General features: G+C 70.2%; 16 protein-coding genes. 7 read left to right on the plus strand and 9 right to left on the minus strand.

What is annotated here, in order from left to right:
- Nucleotides 1-2: 2 nt before the first annotated feature.
- The 3 genes from ACIOJD_RS16505 (at nucleotide 3) to ACIOJD_RS16515 (ending at nucleotide 4,086) form a co-directional block, all read left to right on the plus strand.
- Nucleotides 3-812, plus strand: a complete 810-nt coding sequence (locus ACIOJD_RS16505; protein WP_401913591.1) for an alpha/beta fold hydrolase — start codon at nucleotides 3-5, stop codon at nucleotides 810-812.
- Nucleotides 809-2,107 (plus strand): glycosyltransferase, encoded by a 1,299-nt coding sequence (locus ACIOJD_RS16510; RefSeq protein WP_401913593.1) that lies wholly within the window; start codon nucleotides 809-811, stop codon nucleotides 2,105-2,107. The genes ACIOJD_RS16505 and ACIOJD_RS16510 overlap by 4 nt, the downstream gene beginning before the upstream one ends.
- 80 nt (nucleotides 2,108-2,187) lie before the next feature.
- Nucleotides 2,188-4,086: an ABC transporter ATP-binding protein gene (locus ACIOJD_RS16515; RefSeq protein ID WP_401913596.1), complete on the plus strand. Its 1,899-nt coding sequence runs from the start codon at nucleotides 2,188-2,190 to the stop codon at nucleotides 4,084-4,086.
- A 117-nt stretch (nucleotides 4,087-4,203) separates the two neighbouring features.
- Here ACIOJD_RS16515 and ACIOJD_RS16520 read toward each other — a convergent pair whose 3' ends face one another.
- The 3 genes from ACIOJD_RS16520 to ACIOJD_RS16530 form a co-directional block, all read right to left on the minus strand.
- Nucleotides 4,204-5,004 (minus strand): SGNH/GDSL hydrolase family protein, encoded by an 801-nt coding sequence (locus ACIOJD_RS16520; RefSeq protein ID WP_401913599.1) that lies wholly within the window; start codon nucleotides 5,002-5,004, stop codon nucleotides 4,204-4,206.
- A gap of 75 nt (nucleotides 5,005-5,079) precedes the next feature.
- Complete coding sequence (locus tag ACIOJD_RS16525; protein WP_401913602.1) at nucleotides 5,080-5,766, minus strand: 4'-phosphopantetheinyl transferase; 687 nt, start codon at nucleotides 5,764-5,766, stop codon at nucleotides 5,080-5,082.
- Nucleotides 5,763-6,611 (minus strand): metallophosphoesterase family protein, encoded by an 849-nt coding sequence (locus ACIOJD_RS16530; RefSeq protein ID WP_401913605.1) that lies wholly within the window; start codon nucleotides 6,609-6,611, stop codon nucleotides 5,763-5,765. Before ACIOJD_RS16530 ends, ACIOJD_RS16525 begins: the two co-directional genes overlap by 4 nt.
- A 526-nt stretch (nucleotides 6,612-7,137) precedes the next feature.
- Here ACIOJD_RS16530 and ACIOJD_RS16535 point away from each other — a divergent pair.
- On the plus strand, nucleotides 7,138-7,923 hold the full coding sequence (locus ACIOJD_RS16535; RefSeq protein WP_401913607.1) for a thioesterase II family protein: 786 nt from the start codon (nucleotides 7,138-7,140) through the stop codon (nucleotides 7,921-7,923).
- A gap of 159 nt (nucleotides 7,924-8,082) precedes the next feature.
- On the opposite strand, the gene ACIOJD_RS16540 is transcribed toward ACIOJD_RS16535, so the two are convergent.
- Nucleotides 8,083-8,865: a hypothetical protein gene (locus tag ACIOJD_RS16540; protein ID WP_401913610.1), complete on the minus strand. Its 783-nt coding sequence runs from the start codon at nucleotides 8,863-8,865 to the stop codon at nucleotides 8,083-8,085.
- Nucleotides 8,866-9,466: 601 nt separating this feature from the next.
- Here ACIOJD_RS16540 and ACIOJD_RS16545 point away from each other — a divergent pair.
- Nucleotides 9,467-11,563: an FUSC family protein gene (locus ACIOJD_RS16545; protein ID WP_401913612.1), complete on the plus strand. Its 2,097-nt coding sequence runs from the start codon at nucleotides 9,467-9,469 to the stop codon at nucleotides 11,561-11,563.
- Between the two features lie 85 nt (nucleotides 11,564-11,648).
- Here ACIOJD_RS16545 and ACIOJD_RS16550 read toward each other — a convergent pair whose 3' ends face one another.
- Genes ACIOJD_RS16550 through ACIOJD_RS16565 form a run of 4 tightly spaced genes read right to left on the minus strand, consistent with a single transcriptional unit; the run spans nucleotide 11,649 to nucleotide 15,954 of the window.
- Complete coding sequence (locus tag ACIOJD_RS16550) at nucleotides 11,649-12,680, minus strand: LacI family DNA-binding transcriptional regulator (protein ID WP_401913615.1); 1,032 nt, start codon at nucleotides 12,678-12,680, stop codon at nucleotides 11,649-11,651.
- A 33-nt stretch (nucleotides 12,681-12,713) separates the two neighbouring features.
- The gene (locus ACIOJD_RS16555; protein WP_401913618.1) at nucleotides 12,714-13,637 is read right to left on the minus strand and encodes a carbohydrate ABC transporter permease; all 924 of its coding nucleotides are present in this window, start codon (nucleotides 13,635-13,637) and stop codon (nucleotides 12,714-12,716) included.
- Nucleotides 13,634-14,638: a carbohydrate ABC transporter permease gene (locus ACIOJD_RS16560; RefSeq protein ID WP_401913620.1), complete on the minus strand. Its 1,005-nt coding sequence runs from the start codon at nucleotides 14,636-14,638 to the stop codon at nucleotides 13,634-13,636. Before ACIOJD_RS16560 ends, ACIOJD_RS16555 begins: the two co-directional genes overlap by 4 nt.
- Nucleotides 14,635-15,954 (minus strand): ABC transporter substrate-binding protein, encoded by a 1,320-nt coding sequence (locus tag ACIOJD_RS16565; RefSeq protein WP_401913623.1) that lies wholly within the window; start codon nucleotides 15,952-15,954, stop codon nucleotides 14,635-14,637. Before ACIOJD_RS16565 ends, ACIOJD_RS16560 begins: the two co-directional genes overlap by 4 nt.
- A 200-nt stretch (nucleotides 15,955-16,154) precedes the next feature.
- Between ACIOJD_RS16565 and ACIOJD_RS16570 the strand changes: the two genes are divergently transcribed.
- Both ACIOJD_RS16570 and ACIOJD_RS16575 read left to right on the plus strand, forming a co-directional pair.
- Nucleotides 16,155-18,176 (plus strand): beta-galactosidase, encoded by a 2,022-nt coding sequence (locus ACIOJD_RS16570; RefSeq protein ID WP_401913626.1) that lies wholly within the window; start codon nucleotides 16,155-16,157, stop codon nucleotides 18,174-18,176.
- Nucleotides 18,177-18,323: 147 nt separating this feature from the next.
- Complete coding sequence (locus ACIOJD_RS16575; RefSeq protein ID WP_401913629.1) at nucleotides 18,324-19,892, plus strand: arabinogalactan endo-beta-1,4-galactanase; 1,569 nt, start codon at nucleotides 18,324-18,326, stop codon at nucleotides 19,890-19,892.
- A gap of 144 nt (nucleotides 19,893-20,036) precedes the next feature.
- Here the strand turns inward: ACIOJD_RS16575 and ACIOJD_RS16580 are convergent, their stop codons facing one another.
- Nucleotides 20,037-20,708: a Tat pathway signal sequence domain protein gene (locus ACIOJD_RS16580; RefSeq protein ID WP_401913632.1), complete on the minus strand. Its 672-nt coding sequence runs from the start codon at nucleotides 20,706-20,708 to the stop codon at nucleotides 20,037-20,039.
- Nucleotides 20,709-21,265 lie beyond the last annotated feature (557 nt).

The raw sequence follows: 21,265 nt of genomic DNA on the forward strand, positions 1-21,265 counted from the left end.
CGATGGCCAAGATTCGTACCGGCGAGATCACCACCCATGTGCAGCGGCTCCCCGCCGCCACCCGGCCGGCGGACGGGAGTGAGCCGTCGGTCGTGGTGTTCGTGCACGGCCTGCTCACCGACAGCCTGGCCAGTTACTACTTCACCCTCGGCCCGGCCTTCGCCGAAGCCGGCTTCGACGTGATCATGTACGACCTGCGGGGGCACGGCCGCAGCGACCGGCCGGCCGCCGGCTACCGGCTGGAGTCCTTCGTGGGCGACCTCGTCGGGCTGCTCGACGCACTGGGTGAGACCCGCCGGGTGCACCTGGTCGGCAACTCCTTCGGCGGCACGATCGCGGCCGGAACCGCCGCATGGCACCCCGACCGGGTCGCCACCGTCACCATGATCGAGTCCGAGCCCCCCGTCGAGGAGTGGACCCGGCACATGGCCGCCGGTCTCGACGACGCCAAGAGCCAGCTCTGCCGCGAGGATGTCATCGGCTGGATCTCGGACCACCACGGCGCGCACACCGCACGCCTCTCCCGGGGCGCGAGCCGTATCCTGCGGACCACCACACTCGCCGAGGACGTCCCCGCCGGCCGTGTCATCGACGACGATCTCTCCGCGCTCGGCTGCCCCGTCCTGGCGATCTTCGGAGACGAGTCGGGTCTGAGCGGACAAGTACCGGACCTCGAACGCAAGTTGCTCTCGTGCCGCACGGTGGTCCTGACCGAGCAGGGGCACTCCGTGCTGGTCGAACGGACCGAGGAGACCCGGGACCTGGTCCTGGAGTGGGTACGCGAACACACGCTCGTAGAGGCGGTGCGGTGACCCGTTTCCTGCTCGTCGTCCCCCCGCTGGTCGGGCATGTCAACCCGCTCGTGGCGGTGGCGAACGAACTCTCGGGCCGGGGCCACCAGGTGGCGTGGGCGGGCCACGCCGACCAGATCCACCGCCTCGCGGGCGCAGACGCCACGGCGTTCGACTGCGCGATGCCCTCGGACGGACTGAGCAGGCCGCCGGGTCTGACCGGGCCCGCCGCGTTCCGGTTCCTGTGGGCGGAGTTCTTCGTCCCGCTGGCCGATCTGATGGCGCCGGGCATCGACGCCGCGATCGACGCGTTCCGGCCGGACGTGATCCTCACCGACCAGCACGCCGTGGCGGGCGCGCTCGTCGCCGAACGCCGGGGCATTCCGTACGCCACCTCCGCCACCACCTCGGCCGAACTCATCGACCCACTGGCCGGGATGCCCAAGGTGGGCGCCTGGCTGAGCGAGCTGCTCGGCGCCCTGCGCGGACGGATCGGAGACCCGGCGCGGACGGCGGACCCCCGGTTCTCCCCGTACGGTGTCATCGCGTTCACCGGACGCGAGCTGCTGGGCGACGCGCCGCTGCCGAACGAGCGGGTGCACCTGGTCGGACCGTCCATCGCGGCCCGCGCCGGGCATGGGGACTTCCCCTGGGAATGGCTGGACCGCGAGCCCGCCCCCGACCTCGGCACGGTGCTCGTCTCGCTCGGTACGGCCAACGCGGACGCGGGCGGCCGGTTCCTCACCGAGGCGGTCACCGCGCTGGACCGGCTCGGCGACCGGGTGCGGGCCGTGGTGGTCGACCCCGGCCGCACGCTCCACGAGGCCTCGGTGCCGGTGCCGCCCAACGTGCTCGTACGCGAGCATGTGCCTCAACTCGACCTGCTGGAAAGGGTCGACGCCGTCGTCTGCCACGCGGGACACAACACCGTGTGCGAGACGCTCTGGCACGGGCTGCCGCTCGTACTCGCCCCGATCCGTGACGACCAGCCCATCGTCGCCCGGCAGGTGGCCGACGCGGGCGCGGCCGTGCGCGTCCGTTTCAGCCGGGTGGACGCCACCCGGCTGGGCGCGGCGATCGAGACCGTACTGGACGCGAGCAGCGGGCACCGGGCGGCGGCCGAGGCGCTCGGACGCTCCTTCCGCGCCGCGGGCGGCCATGTGGCCGCGGCCGGGCACCTGGAGCAGCTCGCCGCGCGGCACTCGGACACGCACGCGGATGCGGACACGCACGCGGATGTGGATGCGGATACGAGTACGGACACGTACGCAGCCGCGCACACCGGCACACGCCCGCACGTGCCCGAGCCCCACTGAACACCTCCTGACGGGACCTCTCCCGACCGGACGCCTCCCCCCGACCGGCCATCTCACGATCCGCGACCCCGGGACCTCCCATGACAACGGCTCCACAATCCTCCGAGGCGGCCGAGCCCTCTCCGCCACCCGTCACCGCCCCACTGCGCGTGCTGCTGCGCTACGCCCGTCCGCACCGCAAGGTGCTGGCCGCCACCCTGCTGCTCGTCCTGGCGGCCAGCGGCGCCGGGCTGGTGCAGCCACTGGTGGCGCAGCACGTTCTCGACGGGCTGAGCGACGGGAGCGGGGTACTCGGCCCGGTGCTGCTGCTGGCAGCACTGGTCGTCGTGGGCGCCGGGCTCACCGGTCTCCAGTCGTGGTGGCAGCAGCGGACCTCGGAACGGGTGGTCCGGCAGATCCGCCGCGACCTGGTGTTCCGGCTGATCCGGCTGCGCGTGCCCGAACTGGACCGCCGCCCGCCCGGCGACCTGATCTCCCGGGTCACCTCCGACAGCGCCCTCGTGCAGAACGCCGCCACGGAGGGGCTGGTGATGGTCGCCAACGGGGTGCTCAGCATCCTGGGCGCGGTGGTCCTCATGGGCATGCTGCACCTGGGACTCCTCGGAGTGACCGCCGGGGTGCTGATCGCCGTCGCCCTGGTCATGCTGCTCATCCTGCCCCGTATCCGGGAGGCGGTGGCGCGCGCCCAGGAGTCGGTCGGCGCGGTGGGCGCCGCGCTGGACCGCACGCTCGGATCCGCCAGGACCGTGAAGGCCAACGGCGCCGAACACCGCGAGACCGAACGCGCGGGAGAGGCGATCGAGGGCGCGTACCGGGCCGGTCTGTACGGCGCCCGCTATGTGGCGCTGGTGAAGGTCCTGTCAGGGGTGTCCATCCAGGCCGCGTTCCTCGCCGTACTGGGGGTGGGCGGGGCGCTGGTGGCCGCCGGTGAACTCGACGCGTCCGCGCTGATCGCCTTCCTGCTGTACGTGTTCTACCTGGCGAGCCCGGTCGGCTCCCTGGTGGCCGGACTGAGCATGCTGCAACAGGGGCTCGGCGCGGTCGGCCGTATCGAGCAGGTCAAGCACATGCCGGTCGAGGACGACGTCGACCCGCCGGGACCCGGGACAACCGCGCGGGCCGACGGAACCGTGGGAGCCGAGGAAACGCGTCCGTCCGGCGCGCCACCGGTCGAGTTCAGGGACGTACGGTTCTCCTACCCCGGCCGGGGCCCCGCCCTGCGCGGGATCTCGTACACCGTCGCGGGCGGCACCCAGACCGCGCTGGTCGGACTGTCCGGCGCGGGCAAGACCACGATGTTCGCCCTGCTGCAACGCTTCCACGAACCGTCGGGCGGTCAGATCCGCATCGGCGGGGTGGACATCGCCACCCTGCCCCGGGCGGAGGTGCGCCGGCGCATCGCGTACGTGGAGCAGGAATCGCCGGTCATGGCGGGCACCATCGAGGACAACCTCCGCTACGCGGCGCCCGATGTGTCGGGGGAGGAGATCGCGGAGGTCCTGCGGCAGACCCGTCTCGACCTGCTGATCGAGCGTCTGCCCGACGGTCTGCGCACCGAGGTGGGCAACCGCGGCGTCACCCTGTCGGGCGGCGAGCGGCAGCGGCTGGCCATCGCGCGCGCCCTGCTGCGCCGGCCGGAGGTGCTGCTGCTCGACGAGGCCACCGCCCAGCTCGACGCGAGCAACGAGCAGGCGCTGCGGGAGGCGGTGGACCAGGCGGCCCGGCGCTGCACGGTGATCCTGATCGCGCACCGGCTGTCCACGGTGACCGGGGCGGACCAGATCGTGGTGCTCGAACACGGTCTCGTGCGTGCGGCGGGATCCCATACGGAGCTGGTGGAGAGCGATGTGCTGTACCGCGAACTCGCCTCCTCCCAGATGCTGGTCAGCGAATCGGATGAGGGCGTGAGGGACATCGGCGAGATCGGTTCGGCCGGCGACGTGGACGATGTCGGCGAACTCGCCAGGGCGCCGCGCTGACACAACGCGGTGCCCTGGCGCCGCGCTGACACAACGCGGCTGACAAGTGGCGTGGCATGAGTGAGGGCGTTCCGCTTTCTTTGCGGAACGCCCTCACCTGTCAGTTGTGGCCCCGGATCAGCCGGTCAGGGCGTTCAGAGCGGGCAGGTAGCCGTCGCGGTGGCCCGCGGCGTTCGGGTGGTAGGACTCGTTGATCTTGTCCCACTCGAGGCTGGTGACCCAGGTGGGGCCGCTCGAGCAGATGGAGTGGGCGTCGAATGACGACCGCGGGTCGAGAAAGGTGAATCCGGCCTCGGCCGCACGGGCGGACGTGACATCCGCCAGCGTGTCCGCCGCCGAATTCATGGCCGAGCGTTCGGCGTCGCTCAGGCCGAGTATTCCGCAGGAACCCTGAAGGGTATAAAGCCGGGGATAACCGACGACAATGACTCTCGCCTGGGGTGCGGCGGCACGCACCGCCGCATAGGTCTGGGTGAGCGCGGGGGACAGGGTGGTCCCCGCGGCCTGCTTCGCGGTCTCGACGCTGTTGATGCAGTCCTGGTCGTCCAGGGTGAGGATGCACTGGGTGAGGATGTCCACGAAGCCGACGTCGTTGCCGCCGACCTGGATCGTCACCAGTGTGGTGTCGGCGGTGAGTTGGGGCACCTGCGAGGCGAGGACCTCGGCGGTGGTCGCGCCGGAGCAGGACGCCTCCACGAAGGCGACCGAGGAATGCTGGGCCGCCCACAGGCGCGGGTAGGCCAGCGGACCCCGGCGGCACGCGTCGCCGGGGTTGTCGTACGTCCGCGTGCCGGGGGCCGTCGCGTAGGAGTCCCCCAGGGCCACGTATTTGCCGTCGGCCGCGTGTGCCGACGGCGATATCGTGGCGGTCAGGAGAAATGCTGAGAGAGCGGCCAAAAGTACCTTGTGTGTGCGCACGGAAAGACTCCTCCAAGGGCGCGGGAATGGGGCACCACTTGGATAGCAGTTCAGCGCGTCACATCGATGCTTCGGTCAATGAATAACTGATGACGACTCAAACTGTATGTGAATGGCGGTGGCCACCAGGCCGCGCTCGGCGATCCAGCGGCCCGAAAACGTGTCGAAACGCCGCCCTCCCACGACCGGGCCGGGTACCAGGAGCCGGGCGTGGAAGGTCCGTTCCGCCGGATCCATGTCGATATCCGCCTCGCTGAAGTCGAGTTCGAGTCCGGTGAGCGGATACCACACCTTGAAGACGCTCTCCTTGGCGCTGAAGATCAGCCGGTCCCAGCTGACTTCGGGGTGACGTGCCGTCAGGGAGGCGATCCGGGTGCGTTCGGACGGGAGCGTGATGGTTTCCAGTACTCCCTCCGGCAGCGGCGCGTTCGGTTCGGCGTCGATACCCAGCGCCGCCGTCGCGGCGGACTTGGCCACAACGGCGGCGCGGTACCCGTCGCAGTGCGTCATGCTGCCGACGATGCCCTCGGGCCACTGCGGCGCGCCACGCCGGTTGGGCAGGAGCGGTACGGGCGGCTGCCCCAGGCTGCGCAGCGCGCGCCGTGCCAGGATCCGTACGGTCGTGAACTCCCGCTGCCGCTTCGGAACCGCCTTCGCGACCAGGGCCTTCTCCTGCGGGAACATCTCGTCGCCCGGCTCCGGGGCGTGTTCGCCGTAGGCCACTTCGGCCGCCACCTCGGCGGGCAGTATCCGCTCGATCATCGGGTGCTCCCCGCGGCCGGCTCGGGCAGGATCTGTCGCAGTGGCTGTCGCGGTGGCCGTTTGCGCCATTCGCGCGGATAGCCGATCGAGACCTCTTCGAAGCGCACACCGTCGTACGTCGTGACCCGCGGAATGTGCAGATGGCCGTAGACCACGGCGGCGGCCCGGAAGCGTACGTGCCAGTCGGCGGTCAGCTCCGTGCCGCACCACTGCGCGAACTCCGGGTAGTACAGCACCCGGGTGGGCTCACGTACCAGCGGCCAGTGGTTGACGAGGACCGTGCGCAGGGACGGGTCGACGGCGGACAGTCGCCGTTCGGTCTCCGCGACCCGGGCCCGGCACCAGTCGTCCCTGCTCTCGTAGGGGTCCGGGTGGAGGAAGTACTCGTCGGTGCAGACCACACCCGCCTCGGTCGCCACTCGCAGCGACTCCTCTTTGGTGGTGGTACCGGGGGCCCGGAACGTGTAGTCGTAGAGCGCGAACAGGGGAGCGATCACCACGGGTCCTCCGGCGCCCGTCCATACGGGATAGGGGTCTTCGGGGGTGACGACCCCCAACCCCCGGCACATCTCGACCAGTTGCAGATAGCGCTTCTCGCCGCGCAGTTGGCACGGGTCCTGGGGGTGGGCCCACAGTTCGTGGTTGCCGGGAGTCCAGATCACCTTGGCGAACCGGTCGCTGAGCAGACGCAGCGCCCATTCGATGTCCTCGAACTTCTCGGCGACATCACCCGCGACGATCAGCCAGTCCTCGTCCGACTCCGGTCGCAGTGTCTCGATCAGCGCGCGGTTGTCGGCGTGGACGACATGCAGATCGCTGACGGCCAGGAGTTTTCCCTCGGGCACAATTCCGTCCTTCTCACTCGGGCTCGAACGCCGACCCGGCCGGTCCTGCGGTGCGGGACGCGACGCGGGTCGGTGCGGTGCGGGTGCGGTGCGGGTGCGGTGGTGCGGGTCGGTACGGGCGTACGGGGGCGGTGGTACGGGCGCGGCCCGCGGGGAGTCAAGGCTTGCAAAGGCCCACGGGCGGGCGTCGCGCTTCCTGTGCGTGGATCAGTTCGCCGTGAGTGCCTCGCTCGACCGTACGTCCGGATTGCATGACCACGATGATATCGAGGCAGCGAAAGGTGAACAGTTCAGGTGGTGTGCGACCGTGAATCCGGCCCTGCCCAAGGGATTCAGGGGATGTGGTGCGCGCCGTATGTCCGTTCCGTCGCGCGGGCATGGCGCGCAGTGGCCTTTGTCTCCCCCGGGGCATGCCACTCAAGCGCGGTCAATCACGCGGAAATGGGCGCGGCAACACCCTCATGTGTGACAGACGGGCCGGTCCCGCCTTGACCCCTCCGGTTCACTCCAACAAGGATGTCGTGTCATGACGACGTCCACTGAAGAGAGCCTTTGGTCACGGTGCTTCCACCCCGCACCGGACAGCCCGAGGCAGGTTTTCTGTTTTCCGCACGCAGGCGGCTCGGCGTCCTTCTACTTTCCGGTCTCCGCCCAACTGTCCTCCGTGGCCGAGGTATTCGCGGTGCAGTACCCGGGCCGCCAGGACCGGCGCAACGAGAAAAGCCCCGACGACATCGGGGTCATGGCCGACCGGATCTACGCGGCACTGCGCAAGCGGCTCCACGAGCGCCCGACGACGTTCTTCGGCCACAGCATGGGCGCGGTCCTCGCGTTCGAGGTCACGCGGCGGTTCGAGGCCGACGGTGGTGAGCTCTCGCATCTGTTCGTCTCTGGCCGGCGCGCGCCGTCGCGTCACCGCGACGAGACGGTGCATCTCCGCGATGACAGGGGGATCGTCGCGGAGCTGAAGGACATGGCGGCCACGAACGTCGCGCTTCTCGACGACGAGGAGATGCTGCGCATGATCCTGCCGACCGTACGGAGCGACTACCGGGCCATCGAGACCTACCGGTGCGAGCCGGGGGCGGTGGTCCGTGCCCCCGTCTCCGCGCTGACCGGTGACAGCGACCGGAAGACCTCGCTGGACGAGGCCGAGGACTGGCGTGCGCACACCACGGGAGCGTTCGACCTGAAGGTCTACCCCGGCGGTCACTTCTACCTGAACTCCCAGGCTCCCGCCGTGATCGCGCTCCTGCGCGCACACCTGTCGACGGGCGGTCGCGCCCCGGAAGGCCAATCCCTGAGCGGCTGAACCCGGGCGGCCCGGCTCTCGGACTCCCGGACTCTGCGACAACCGGACTCTGCGACAACCGGACCGACGGTGACTGTGTCACCGTCGGTCCGTCCACCGTCCCGGAGCGGGCGGACACCCGGTACGCCGGCCGCGTGCGGTGGCCGGTGGCCGTACCGCTCAGCTCTGAGGAGCCTGGTAGAGGCCGCGGCCCGCGCGGTGGGCGCGTGAGGTGCCGACCAGACGGTCGAGCGTGCTGCGCACGGCGTTGATGCTGCCGGGCGTCGCGTCGCGTCCCAGGGCCGAAGCCACATCGCGGGCCCGGACAGGGGTGCTGCCGGACCGGGCCAGGATCTCCAGGATCTGCTCGGTGAGGCCGCCGGCCTGCGTGTCACCGTCCTGCTGTGCGTCGGCGGTCCCCTTGGCGGCGGTCTTCTTGCCGTCCGTGGTCTTCTTGCCGTCCGCCGGCTTGTCCGTGACGGCGGTGGCAGCCTTCTTCGCCGTGGCGGGCTTCGAGGACTTGGGTGTCGCGGCCTTCTTCGCCGGGCGCTGCTTCGCCTCCTTGGACGCGCCGGTCTTCGTGCCCCGGCTCGTGCCCGCCGCGCGCTCCGACCCCGTGGCCGCCTTGGTGGTCTTGGCGGCCTTGCCACGTACGGACGGGGCCGTCTCCTCCTCGGAGCGCGGCTGCGGTACGGCCGCATCGGCGGCCGCGGCCGGCTCACTCGCGACGCCGGTCTCGTCCGGTGTCCCGGCGTCCGGTGCCACCGTCGTTACCCCCGGGTGCGGGCCGAGGGACAGTGCCTGGAGAGCACCCAGTGCGGTGCGTACCGACTCCAGCCGCTCGGTGACGGTGGCCAGTTCCTTCTCAAGTGACTGCTGCTGTGCTTCGAGTTGAGGGAGCTCGCCCTGGAGCAGAACAGTGGTCGATTCGATGCTGCTCGGGCTGTCGGATACGGATGTCATGGTGAGTGTCGCCCTTTCATTCCGGGCCACCACTGTTGACCCTGTCGGTGGCCGCTGTACAGCAGACTAGAGTCTGTTGCGTTGTGGCTGGTAACGAGTGGCGACTTCTCTTTGGTGCCCCACAGCCCCGATTCCGGGGGATTCCGGTGCACGACGTGTCATGTGACATAGCGTCAGAAACTTTTGGCGAAGACCGGTGCGTGCCCTGCGACGGCTGGAGGGCGCTGCCATGGACACCGTTGTGAAGTGACGTCGATGCATGGCCTGATAGCTCAACTTGCCTATGGATAAAGGCTGTTGAAATTCGACGGCACTGTGTGACGGTCGCACCTCGGAGCCGGATCGTGCTCGCTTCCACCGCCCTTCCGCTCCAGGCGCGTGGTGATCCGTCCGGGTGTCCGTCCACCGAGGGAGTCGCGCGCGCGGGTCCGATGTCTCACGGTGCGATATTCCGGTGACGTCCGGAATACATACGGACATCTGCGCGTAATGGAACTGCAGCTCGAATGACAACCAGGACTGTTACCGTCGAAGGGCGCGGTCGCCGCTGCCCGCCGGTCTGATGTGTTCACTCTCTGTGACCGGTCGCACAAGGAGGCCTGTGTACGCTTCACGCTTCGCCCGCCGATTCCGTTCCGCCCGTCGTCCCGTGCCCGCCTGGCTCGCCCACCCGCTCGGCTGGCGTTCGGGCCCCATTCCCTGGACGGCCGTACTGCGCGGTGCCATGAGCGCGGGGCCGCTGCTGGCTCTGGGGTCCATGACGGGCCGGCCGGGCTTCGGTGTCCTCGCCGGGCTGGGAGCGATGCTGGCCGGTGTCAACGACCGACCGGGCACCCGCCGCACCGGCGTGGTGCACATCGGCCTGCCGGCGGCCGCGGGCTCCCTGGGCCTGCTGTGCGGCAGTCTGCTCGAGGACTCCGGGAGCCGCTGGGCCGCCGTGCCCGCGCTCTTCGTCGTGGGCTGGATCTCGGGCGCGCTGAGCGTGGGAGGTCCCGTCTGGTCGGCCGCGTGCATGCAGATGCTGGTCACCGCGGCCATCGGGGCCGGAATGCCGATACCCGGCCCCGCCTGGCTCAAGGCCCTGTGCTACCTGGGCGGCGCCGGCTGGCTCCTGCTGCTCCGGTTCCTCCTGCGCGCCCCGCGCTGGAAGGGCACCTGGCGCGTTGGCGAGCGGGAGGCCGTCGCCGCGGTCTTCGACGCGCTCGCCGACGCGCTCCACGCCCTCGGTGGACCGGACGCCGAGCCCGCCCGCCGTCGGCTGACCGCCGCCCAGCAGCGCGCCGACGAGGCGCTGCGGCTGATGCGGCTGCTGTCCTGGCCGAGGTGGCGCCGCGGCTCGGGCGCCACCCAGGCGGACATGATCACAGAACGCTTCGGCGCGGCCACCGCACTGTGCGAAGCCGGGATAGCGCTGCTGTGGGAGGGCAGGCCGCTGCCCCACCAGGTGGCCGAAGGGCCCCGCCGGCTCGCCGCGGCCGTACGGGAGGACTCCACCCCCGGCGCGCTGTCGAGCCCCGCCTCCGACTCGGTCCAGCGTGGCGCGTTCGACCAAGCCCTGCTGGCCGTCGCGGTGACCTTCGACCGTACGGTCCCGGGCCGTGAGCCGGCCCCGGACCAGGACGACTCGCTCGCGACAGCGCCGGCGCCGCCCCAGGCCGACGAGCGGGACGCGGACCACTCGGGCGCCCGGCAGACGGCGCCCGGCACGGTCCGTACGCCGATGTTCCGCACGCCGACGTCCCGGCCGTGGCGAGGGCGCCTGTTCGCGCCCGCACGGCGGGAGTACGGGCTGCGCGTGGCGTTGTGTGTCTCCATCAGTACCGCCGTCGCGCTCACCCTGCACCAGGTCCACTGGTACTGGCTCCCGGCCACCGCCGCCTTCCTGGTCAAGCCCGACATGGGACCGCTCTTCTCCCGGGTGGTGAACCGCGTCGCGGGCACCGCCATGGGTGTCCTCGCGTTCACCCTGGCCATGGCGGGTCCCGGTGGCACCTGGTGGCTGATCGCGGTGGTCGTGACCGGCGGCGCCATGATCCCGGTGGCCACGCGCCACTTCGGGTTCCAGACCGCGGTGATCACGCTGCTGGTGCTGTCGTTCCTCTACGCGGTGGGTGACACCGAGGCGACCTGGTCGCGGCTGCTGGACACGGCACTGGCCTGCGGTGTCGTGCTGCTCGTCGGCCATCTCCCGCACCTGACGGATCCGGGCATACGGGTCGGCCACCGCTTCGCCGTCGCCCTGCGCTGCACGGAACGGTATCTGCGCCACGTACTCGACGGCCCGGCGACGCCCGGCGCCCCCTCCCTGCCTCGCGGAGCGGACGCCCAGGCCATCGCGTTGCGGCACGCCGCGTACCGCGCGCTCGCCGAGGCGCGGGCCGCCGCGGAGACGGCCGGGGCCGAGTGGCCGGGCCCGCGCCGCACGCACCGGCACGACTGGCTCGCCGTGATGGCACGGGCGGAGCGCATCGTCGACGCCGCCACGGTGTGCGCCGTACGCGTCGAGCACGGGGTGCCGATGCCCTCACCGGCCGAGGTACGCGGTGTGACCACGGCGCTGTCCGAAATGGCCGACATCCTGGAGAGCGGCCGCGTCACGGAGTCCATCACCCTGCCCGAGACCCCGCAGGACTGCCGGTCGCTGCGGGACGTCATGACGCATCTGGACGGCATCCGCGCCCTGACGACCGCGGCCTGAGGCCGCCGGGAGGCGGCACTGCACCCACGGCACTGCACCCACGGCACTGCACCCACGGCACTGCACCCACCGCGTCCCCGCCGTGTCAGGCCGATGCGCGGCGGACCAGTTCGGTGGGGAGGATGACCGTGGACGCGTCCTCCCCACCGATCTGGGCGAGCAGCACCCGTACCATCTCCGCGCTGATGCGGTCCCAGGGCTGGCGGATCGTGGTGAGCGGCGGCCTGGTGTCCAGGGCGGCGGGCGAGTCGTCGAAGCCGCCCACCGCGACATCGTCGGGTACCCGGCGCCCGGCGTGGTGGAGCGCGGTGAGAACACCCTGCGCCATGAGGTCGGACGCGACGAACACCGCGTCCAGGTCAGGGGCGCGCCTCAGCAGTTCCGCGGTACCCGACTCGCCACTGGCCCGGCTGTAGTCCCCGGAGACGATGAGCCGCTCGTCGGGTTCGATGCCGGCCTCGGCGAGGATCTCCCGGTAACCGGCCAGCCGCTCGGTGCCGCCCGGGGTGTCCAGCGGCCCGGTCACGGTGGCGATGCGCCGGCGTCCGGTCCGCACCAGATGGCGCACCATCTCCCGCGCGCCGTCCCGGTCGTCGGCGGCCACGTAACCGACCTTCGAACTCTGCCCGAGCGGTTTGCCGCAGGCGACCAACGGAACGCGTGCCGCGCGCAGTTGCTCGGCGACCGGGTCGCCCCAGTGGCTGGACACCAGCAGGACACCGTCCACATGACCGGAGGTGATGTACCGCGTGATCCGTCGCCGTTCGTCCTTCGTACCCGCGATCATCAGCAGCAGCGGGATGTCGTGGCGGGCCAGCGCCTGGGTGCATCCGCGCAGCAGCACATTGAAGTTGGGATCCTCGAAGAACCGCTCCTGCGGCTCGGTGAGCAGGAACGCGACCGAGTCCGAGCGGCCCGTGATCAGGCTGCGCGCGTGCCGGTTGACGACGTAACCGGTTTTGCGGATGGCGGTGTTGACCGCTTCCTCCGCCGACGGACTCACATAGTGGCCGCCGTTGAGTACGCGCGAGACGGTGCCCCGGGAGACACCGGCCTCCCGTGCCACGTCGTGGATCGTGGGCGGCTTGCGCCGGCCGTTGCTGCCCGTACGGCTCATACCTGCTGTTCCCTCGTGATCGTGCCTGTCGCGTCAGGACTTTACGGCCCCGGACAGCAGATCCAGGCTCCAGAACCGCTGGATGACCAGGAACAGCGCGATCAGGGGCAGCACCGCGAGCAGCGCGCCGGTGATCACCAGAGTGTAGAGGGCAGGTGTGTTGGAGCCCTGTTGGAGCAGGGTGTACAGGCCGAGTGTGACGGGGAACTTCCGGTCGTCGCCGAGCATGATGTACGGCAGCAGGAAGTTGTTCCAGATGGCCACGAACTGGAAGAGGAACACCGTCACCAGTCCCGGCAGCATCATCGGCAGTGCCACCGACCGGAAGATCCGCCACTCGCCGCCCCCGTCCATCCGGCCCGCCTCCACCACATCGGGCGGTACGGCCGCGGCCGCGTAGATCCGGGCGAGGTAGACGCCGTACGGCGAGAGGATCAGCGGGAGCAGTACCGACAGATAGCTGTCGGCCATGTCGGCCTTCGCCATCAGCAGATACTGCGGTACGGCGAGGATCACCGGCGGCATCAGCACACCGGCGAGCAGCACGTTGAAGATGCCCTCCCGGCCGCGGAAGCGGTAGACCGCGAGCGCGTACCCGCTGAGCGCGGACACCCCGGTCGACAGCAGGGCGCCGAGCCCCGCGTAGAAGAGGGAGTTGAGCATCCACCGCCAGTACACACCGTCGCGGTACGCGGACAGGTCGGCGACGTTGTCGGCGAAGCCGGTGCCGGGCAGGAGGGTGAAGGTCGAGAACAGCTCCCGCCCGGACTTGGTGGAGGCGATCACGATCCAGACCACCGGCAGCAGGCAGTACAGGGCACCGAGCAGCAGTGCGATGGTCGGTACCCAGGCGATACGGCGCCGGTCGGTTGCGCGGCCGGGGCGCCGCGGCTCCGGCCGTGTAGCCGGGGTGGTGCCGGCGGCGGACGCGGTACGGCGGGTGGTGAGAGCGGTCATGGGGTCTCTCCCCGGTTCGAACGGGAGCCCACGGTCCTGAGGAAGCCGAAGGACAGCACAAGGGTGATGGCCGCTATGACCACCGAGGTGGCGGCCGCCGAGTAGATGTCTCCCCTGACGAAAGCGTCCTGGTACACCTTCATCAGCGGGGACCAGGTGGTGGACAGCGAGTTGGTCAGCGGTTTGAGCGTGGTGGGTTCGCTGAACACCTGGAGGGTCGCGATGATCGAGAAGAAGAAGGTCAGCACCAGCGACGGGGCGACGATCGGGATCTTGATCCGCAGGGCCGTCTGGAACTGTGAGCACCCGTCGAGCCTGGCCGCCTCGTAGATCTCGGCGGGTATGGAGCGCAGCGAGGTGTAGATGACGATCATGTTGAAGCCGGTGCCGCCCCACAGAGCGATATTGGCCAGGGCCACGAAGAGCGGCCCGCCGTCCAGCAGATCCGGTTGTGGCAGCCCCGCCCTCTGAAGCAGGTAGTGGAACGGGCTGACGTCCGGCAGGTAGAGGAAGCCCCACATCAGCGCGGCGATCACCCCGGGGACGGCGTACGGCAGGAAGATCGCGAGCCGGGAGAAGCCACCGAGCCGGGTGCGCTCGGCGTCCAGCATCAACGCCAGGACCAGGGCGAGTCCGAGCATCGAGGGCACCACGATCGCGCCGTAGCCCAGCACCCGCAGGGAGCTGGCGAGCAGTTCGGAGTCGGACAGCGCGCCGGTGTAGTTGGACAGCCCGGCCCACACCTCCTCGCGTGCGCCCCGGCCGAGTCCCAGCCCCTTCACCTCGACCTTGCGCAGGCTCAGATAGAGGGCGTAGCCGATGGGCAGGGCGAAGAAGAGCGCGAACAGGACGAGGGCGGGGAGGAGGAACGCGTACGGGGCGCCGCGTACCCTCCGGCCGGCGCGTCCCCGGCCGACGGGAGCCGGTGGGGCCTGAGAGGTTCCGGATGCGCCCGGTGCGCGGCCGGAGCCGGGCACCGGGCGGGTGTCTGCGGCCTTCACCCCGTGACCTCGAAGCCCTGCTTCTCCAGATCGCCGACGGTGGCCCGCTGCATGGTGGCGAGGGCCCCGGGGAAGTCCGACCTGTTCTTGGCGGCCTGCGCGAAGGAGTCGCGGAAGACGGTGTACGCGACGTTCACATTCGGGCCCCACGCGGAGGGCGCGGTGGTCTTCGCGATCTCGGCGGCCTTCGCGTAGAAGTCCGGCTGGTTCGGGAAGAAGCCGGGGGCCGCGCTGAGCGCGCCGCCGGTCTGGGCGGCGGTGGCGGCCGGGTAGATGCCGCCCTCCTTCACCAGTGCGGCCAGCGCCTCGCTGTCGGTGTTCAGCCAGCTCGCGAACCGTGCGGCGGCCTTCTTGTGTTTCGAGTCGGTGGTGACACCGGTGGACGAGCCGCCCCAACTGCCGGTGGCGTGCTGTCCCTTGCTCCACTGCGGCAGTGGTGCCATGGCCCACTTGCCCTGGGTGCCGGGCGCCGCTGTCGTCAGGGTGCCCGGCGCCCACACCGCGCTCACCCAGGCGATCTGCTTGCCCGTGTCGAGCGCCTTGTTCCAGGCAGGGGTGTACATGGGCTGGTTGTCGATGGCGCCCTCCGCGACCAGATCACCCCAGAAGCCCGCGACCTTCTTCGTGGCGGCGTCGTCGATCGCGACGTTCCAGGTCTCGCCCTTGGTGGTCCACCACCGGGCGCCCGCCTGCTGTGCGAGACCGGCGAAGAGGCCCGCGTCGTTGCTGGAGAACGTGGTCAGCGCCTTGGACGGGTCCTTCTTCTTCAGGGCGCGCGCGGTCTTCGCGAAGTCGTCCCAGGTCTCCGGGACCGTCAGGCCGTACTTCTTGAACAGATCCTCGCGGTAGTAGAACATCATCGGCCCGGAGTCCTGCGGGACCGCGTAGACGGCGTCGGTGCCGAGAGTGGTCTGCTGCCAGACGCCCGGAGCGAACTTCCCCTCGACGCCGGAGACTTCGGAGGAGACGTCCGCCAGCACATCGTTGCTGACGAGGGTCGGCAGCGCCTGGTACTCGGCCTGCACCAGATCCGGGGCCTTCTTCGCCTTGGCCGCGGTGATGATCTTGGTGACGAGGTCGTCCCCGGAGGCCTGCTTCTTGACCGTCACCGTGATGCCGGTCTTCTTGCCCTCCGTCGCGTTCCAGAGGCCGGCGACCTTGTCCATGCCGGGTGCCCAGGCCCAGTAGGTGAGCGAGGCGGGACCACTGGACTCCGCGTCGCCGTCGTCGCCCGAGCCGCAGGCGGCGAGGGTGGTGACGCCGAGCGCGAGGGTGAGGGACGTGGCCACGAGGCGCCGTCGCGTCGTGAATTGCATGGTGTTACTCCCCTGACGAAGGTCTCCGCGATGAGTGCGACCGACCGGCCATGCTCTGTGAGCGTTCACAGTAGAGAAACTTTCCGGACACTTGTCAATGGTTGTTCCTGTGCGCTTATGTTGGCTCTGCGTCGCCGCCTCAGTGTGTGCACGTTCCCAGACCGTGTATCAACCGTCCCGTTGCAGTACAGGAGGCATCCATGCCGGATACCGCGCCCGAGGGCCTGGGAGGACTCGCGTTCGGCGGGGACTACAACCCCGAACAATGGCCGGAGGACGTCTGGTCGGAGGACGTCCGTCTCATGCGCGAGGCCGGCGTCACCCTGGTGAGCATCGGGATCTTCTCCTGGGCCCTGCTCGAACCCGAGCCGGGCCGCTACGACTTCGGCCGGCTGGACCGGATCGTCGCCCTGCTGCACGAGAACGGCATCCGGATCGACCTCGGCACCCCCACCGTCGCCCCGCCCGCGTGGTTCTACCGCGCCCACCCGGAGGCGCTCCCCGTGAGCCGGGAGGGCATGCGGTACGCGTTCGGCTCGCGCGGCGCGATCTGCCACAGCTCGACGGCGTACCGCACGGCCGCCGCGGCCATCACCGAGCAGCTCGTCCGCCGCTACGGCAGCCACCCGGCGCTGGCGCTCTGGCACGTCCACAACGAGTACGGCGTCCCCGTCAGCGCCTGCTACTGCGAGAACTGCGCCGCCCACTTCCGCCGCTGGCTGTCCACCACGTACGAGACCGTCGACGGGGTCAACGAGGCATGGGGCACGGCCTTCTGGGGCCAGAGCTACGGATCCCTCGAGGAGATCGAGCCGCCCCGCGCCACCCCCACCGTGTGCAATCCCGCGCACCTGCTCGACTACGCTCGCTTCGCCGACGCCACCATGCGGGAGAACTTCGTACGGGAACGCGACATCCTGCACCGGCTCTCCCCGGGCATCCCGGTCACCACCAACTTCATGACCGCCCTCAGCCAGTGCGACTCCGTCGACTACTGGGCCTGGGGGCGGGAGGTGGACCTGGTCACCAACGACCACTACCTCATCACCGACGGCCGGCGGACCCAGGTGAACCTCGCCATGACCGCCGACCTCACCCGCTCCGTGGCGGGCGGCGCCCCCTGGCTGCTGCTCGAACACTCCACCAGCGGAGTCAGCTGGCAGCCCCGCAACCCGGCCAAGGCCCCGGGCCAGATGGCCAGGAACAGCCTCGCCCATGTGGCCCGCGGCTCCGACGGCGCGATGTTCTTCCAGTGGCGCCAGTCCCGGCGCGGCGCCGAGAAGTTCCACTCGTCGATGCTGCCGCACGCCGGCACCGACAGCCGTGTCTGGCGCGAGGTCGTCCGTCTCGGCGCCGACCTGGACAGTCTGGCGCCACTGCGGGGTACGAGAACGGTCGCCGACGCCGCCATGCTCTGGGACTGGCAGTCCTGGTGGGCCCAGCGGCTGGAGTGGCGGCCGAGCGAGGACCACGACGCCCGCGAACGGGCCGACAGCTTCTACGAGGCGCTCTACGACCGGCATCTCACCATCGACTTCGCCCACCCGGAAGCCGATCTGTCGGCCTACCCGCTCGTCGTGGTGCCCGCCCTCTACCTCGCGAGCGAGGCCACCGGCCGCAATCTGCGGACGTACGTCGAGAACGGCGGCACCCTGGTCGTCTCGTACTTCTCCGGCATCGTCGACGAGCACGACGCCGTCCACCCCGGCGCCTACCCGGGCGTCCTGCGGGACGTACTCGGCCTGACCGTCGAGGAGTTCTCGCCCCTCGGCGAAGGCGAGCGGGTCCGGATCACCGCGGCCGACGGCTCCGAACTGACCGGAGACGTCTGGAGCGAGTTCGTGGTCCCGCGCGGCGCCGAGACGCTCTGGACGTACGCGGACGGACTCGCCGCCGGTCAACCGGCCATCACCCGGCACCGGCTGGGCCGGGGGACCGCCTGGTACATCTCCACCCGGCTTGCGCCCGGCGCCCTCGACACGGTCCTCGGCCCCGCCGCGGAGGACGCCGGCCTGGCGCCGCGCACCGATCTGCCGCGCGACGTCGAGGTGGTGCGGCGCTCCGGCGAGAGCGGCGAGTACGTCTTCGTCGTCAACCACACCGGGACGGACACCAAGGTGCCCCTGCCCGGCCACGGAACCGAACTCCTCACCGGCGAACGGGCCGCGGGCCGGCTCGCGCTGCCGGCCGGAGCGGTGGGTGTCGTGCGCCTCGACAGCTGAACCCCACCCGTCCCACCCCTGACCTCCCGGGCCGCGCCTGTCATTTCGCGGCGCGGCCCGGGAGCACCACCGTTTCCCCCGCATACGGTCGAAGGGACATCGACGATGCACTCCGCACACCGCCCATGGCGCAGACCGCTCGGAGCCATGGCCATATCCGCGCTCGGCGCGCTGCTCCTGACCGCCCTGCCCGCCCACGCACAGGCACAGCCGCCGGCGACGCCACAGGCCAAGGCCGCCGCCACCCTCACCAACGCCGGATTCGAGACCGACGGAACCGGTACGAGCACCCCGTCCGGCTGGAGCACCTACTCGGCGGGCGGCCAGAACACCGCCTCCTTCACGGAGGCCGGAGGCTACAGCGGCAGCCACCGGCTCACCCACTGGTCGGCGTCGGCCTACAAGGTCGAGACGTACCAGTACCTGACCGGACTGACCGACGGGAACTACACCCTCAGCGCCCGGGTCCGCTCCAGCGGCGGTCAGAACGCCACCTACATCGCCCTGCGCGGCTGTGGCGGCACCGAACAGCGCACCGATCTTCCGCCGACGCCGAACGGTCAGTGGATCCGCCTCGTGACCTCGGTGAACGTCCGTGGCGGGGCCTGCACCATCAGCCTCAACTCCGATGCCCACGCCGGGGAATGGGCCAACTTCGACGATCTCACCCTCACTCCGGGATCGACGGGCCTGTCCGTCAAGGGCGGTGACCTCTCGACACTCGCGAAGAACGAGGCCTTCGGAGCCGCCTACCGCACCGCCGACGGTACGAGCGGCAACGCCCTGGGCATACTGCGCGGCGCCGGAATGAACTACGCGCGGCTCAAGGTCTGGGTGAACCCGGCCGACGGCTACAACGACAAGAAGCATGTCCTCGCGATGGCCACGCGGATCAAGGCCCAGGGGATGAAGCTCCTGGTCGACTTCCACTACTCGGACCGCTGGGCCGACCCCGGCCAGCAGAACAAGCCGGCCGCCTGGGCCTCGCACTCGTACAGCCAGCTGCGCACCGACGTCTACAACCACACCTTCGACGTCCTGAACGCTCTCAAGGCGCAGGGCACCACCGCCGACATGGTCCAGATCGGCAACGAGACCAACGCCGGCATGCTGTGGCCGGAGGGTTCCACCGACAACTGGACCCAGCTCGCCGGTCTGCTCACCTCGGGCGCCCAGGCGGCGAAGGCCGTCTCCTCCGCCACCCAGGTCGCCCTGCATCTGGCCAAGGGCGGCGACAACGCCGGCACCCGCTGGTGGTTCGACCAGGCGGTGGCGCGCGGTGTGCCGTTCGACGTCATCGCCCTGTCGTACTACGGCTACTGGCACGGGCCGCTCTCGGATCTTCAGACGAATCTGGACGATGTGTCGGCGCGCTACGGGAAGCCGGTGCTCGTGGCGGAGACCGCCTACGCGCACACCCTCGCCAACGACGACTTCCTGGCGAACAACGTGTCCTCGGCCGGTCAGCTGCCGGCCGGCTACCCGGCGACACCGGCCGGTCAGGCGGCCAACCTCCGGGACGTGATGAATGTCGTGGAGGCGGTCCCGGGCGGCCGTGGCCTGGGGATCGTCTACTGGGAACCGGCGTGGACGGCGGTCCGGGGGAGTGGCTGGGACCCGCAGGACCCCGCCTCCGGAAACGCCTGGGAGAACCAGGCGCTCTTCGGCTACGACGACAGACTGCTGCCCGCGGCGGGCTGGTTCGGACACCGGTAGGAGGAGCGCGCGGCAGCGGCTGGTGCCCCTCCCGGCGAACACCGCCGGGAGGGGCACCGGCGACGACACGTCCCCCGGCGGACCGGAACAACCGGATCCGCCGGGGGACGCATCAGTGTTCCCGCACGGTGAGTTGACGTGACGTCAGTTGACGAAGATGCTCGGGCTTCCGGACTGGCCGGTGTCCTTGACCGGTCCGTACTTGGCGGAGAAGTAGCTGGACGACGGGCAGGTGATGGGCCCTCCCGACTTGCTGAACAACTGGTTGGCGAACGTGATGGAGTTGTCCGTGTTCGATGTGGTGCCGTTGAGACCCGTCGAGGTGTAGGTGCAGGTCGTCAGGCCGAGCAGGGTGTTGAGCTTGACGGTCGTCTGCACCCCGCCGCCGACCCCCACCGTGAGCGGCCCGCCGGAGGTGACCGATGTGACGGCCGGCAGTTTCTCGACCGTGATGCTCTGGACCCCGGTGGTGCCCAGGATGTTGGACGTGCAGCCGCCGAAGGTCTGTGCCGTGAGTGACTCGGTGGCGGTGCCCGGGGCGGCCGGATTGTCCGTCACGGTGGCGGTGAACCCGGAAGCGGTGCAGGTGATGCCGGTGGTTCCGCCGACGGCGGTGCGGATCGCGACGGTCGTACCGGCGCTCAGTGACGAGCTCAGCACGTCCCCGACGGCGACGGCCGGACCGGCGGCGCTGCCGTAGGTGAGTACATTGCCCGCGGCGGGCGCGGCCCCGGTGGCGAAGGCCTGCCCGGCGGCGAGGAGAGCGGCCGCCGCGGTGAAGCCGGCGGTGGCGAGAACAGTGCGTCGTGCACCCATACGAAGTCCCTTTCGCGAGTGGAGGTGTTGGCGTGCGCGCGGTGGCGGGCCCGGGGACGGCCGGGCCGGACACGATGTCCGGCGCGGTGTGACCCACTGCGGCTCTGCCGTGGGTCACACACCCGCCGCGGCTGCGCCGCGCGCGTCGTCAATGGCGCAGGACGGTGGAGGCCGGGATCAGCGATGAGGGCGTTCAGCGCCGGTGAGGCGCTGGTGACGAAGAGAGAAGGTCTGCCCTCGGTGGCCGGGACGGCGCATCCACCTGGAGGGTGTCCGGGTCCTGGAGCACGGGGGAGGAGCGGAAGTGGAACAGGCCCGGCGCCACGGACCTGTTCCACGCCACGGACGAGTGCGGCACAGAAGGAAACCCAAGAGGGTTGTAGACCTGTCCGACGGATGGAGTCAAGAGTCCGAGAGCAAAGTGACCGAGGGAAGTTACCCGCGGTACTCAGACGTCAGAGGCGCTGTCATAAGTACACACATGATCAACACCCAATATTCACAAGGTAGTTGACCCCGTCCATACCTGGGAGTAACTTTCGGGTCGACTCCCACGG

This window comes from Streptomyces sp. NPDC088116 (assembly GCF_044741745.1).
GTDB lineage: Bacteria > Actinomycetota > Actinomycetes > Streptomycetales > Streptomycetaceae > Streptomyces.

Bases quoted from the DNA above. Each gene is read 5' to 3' on its own strand.
- ACIOJD_RS16505 (WP_401913591.1), top strand. From the start codon at position 3: ATGGCCAAGATTCGTACCGGCGAGATCACCACCCATGTGCAGCGGCTC.
- ACIOJD_RS16515 (WP_401913596.1), top strand. From the start codon at position 2,188: ATGACAACGGCTCCACAATCCTCCGAGGCGGCCGAGCCCTCTCCGCCA.
- ACIOJD_RS16525 (WP_401913602.1), bottom strand. From the start codon at position 5,766: ATGATCGAGCGGATACTGCCCGCCGAGGTGGCGGCCGAAGTGGCCTAC.
- ACIOJD_RS16535 (WP_401913607.1), top strand. From the start codon at position 7,138: ATGACGACGTCCACTGAAGAGAGCCTTTGGTCACGGTGCTTCCACCCC.
- ACIOJD_RS16540 (WP_401913610.1), bottom strand. From the start codon at position 8,865: ATGACATCCGTATCCGACAGCCCGAGCAGCATCGAATCGACCACTGTT.
- ACIOJD_RS16550 (WP_401913615.1), bottom strand. From the start codon at position 12,680: ATGAGCCGTACGGGCAGCAACGGCCGGCGCAAGCCGCCCACGATCCAC.
- ACIOJD_RS16555 (WP_401913618.1), bottom strand. From the start codon at position 13,637: ATGACCGCTCTCACCACCCGCCGTACCGCGTCCGCCGCCGGCACCACC.
- ACIOJD_RS16565 (WP_401913623.1), bottom strand. From the start codon at position 15,954: ATGCAATTCACGACGCGACGGCGCCTCGTGGCCACGTCCCTCACCCTC.
- ACIOJD_RS16570 (WP_401913626.1), top strand. From the start codon at position 16,155: ATGCCGGATACCGCGCCCGAGGGCCTGGGAGGACTCGCGTTCGGCGGG.
- ACIOJD_RS16575 (WP_401913629.1), top strand. From the start codon at position 18,324: ATGGCCATATCCGCGCTCGGCGCGCTGCTCCTGACCGCCCTGCCCGCC.
- ACIOJD_RS16580 (WP_401913632.1), bottom strand. From the start codon at position 20,708: ATGGGTGCACGACGCACTGTTCTCGCCACCGCCGGCTTCACCGCGGCG.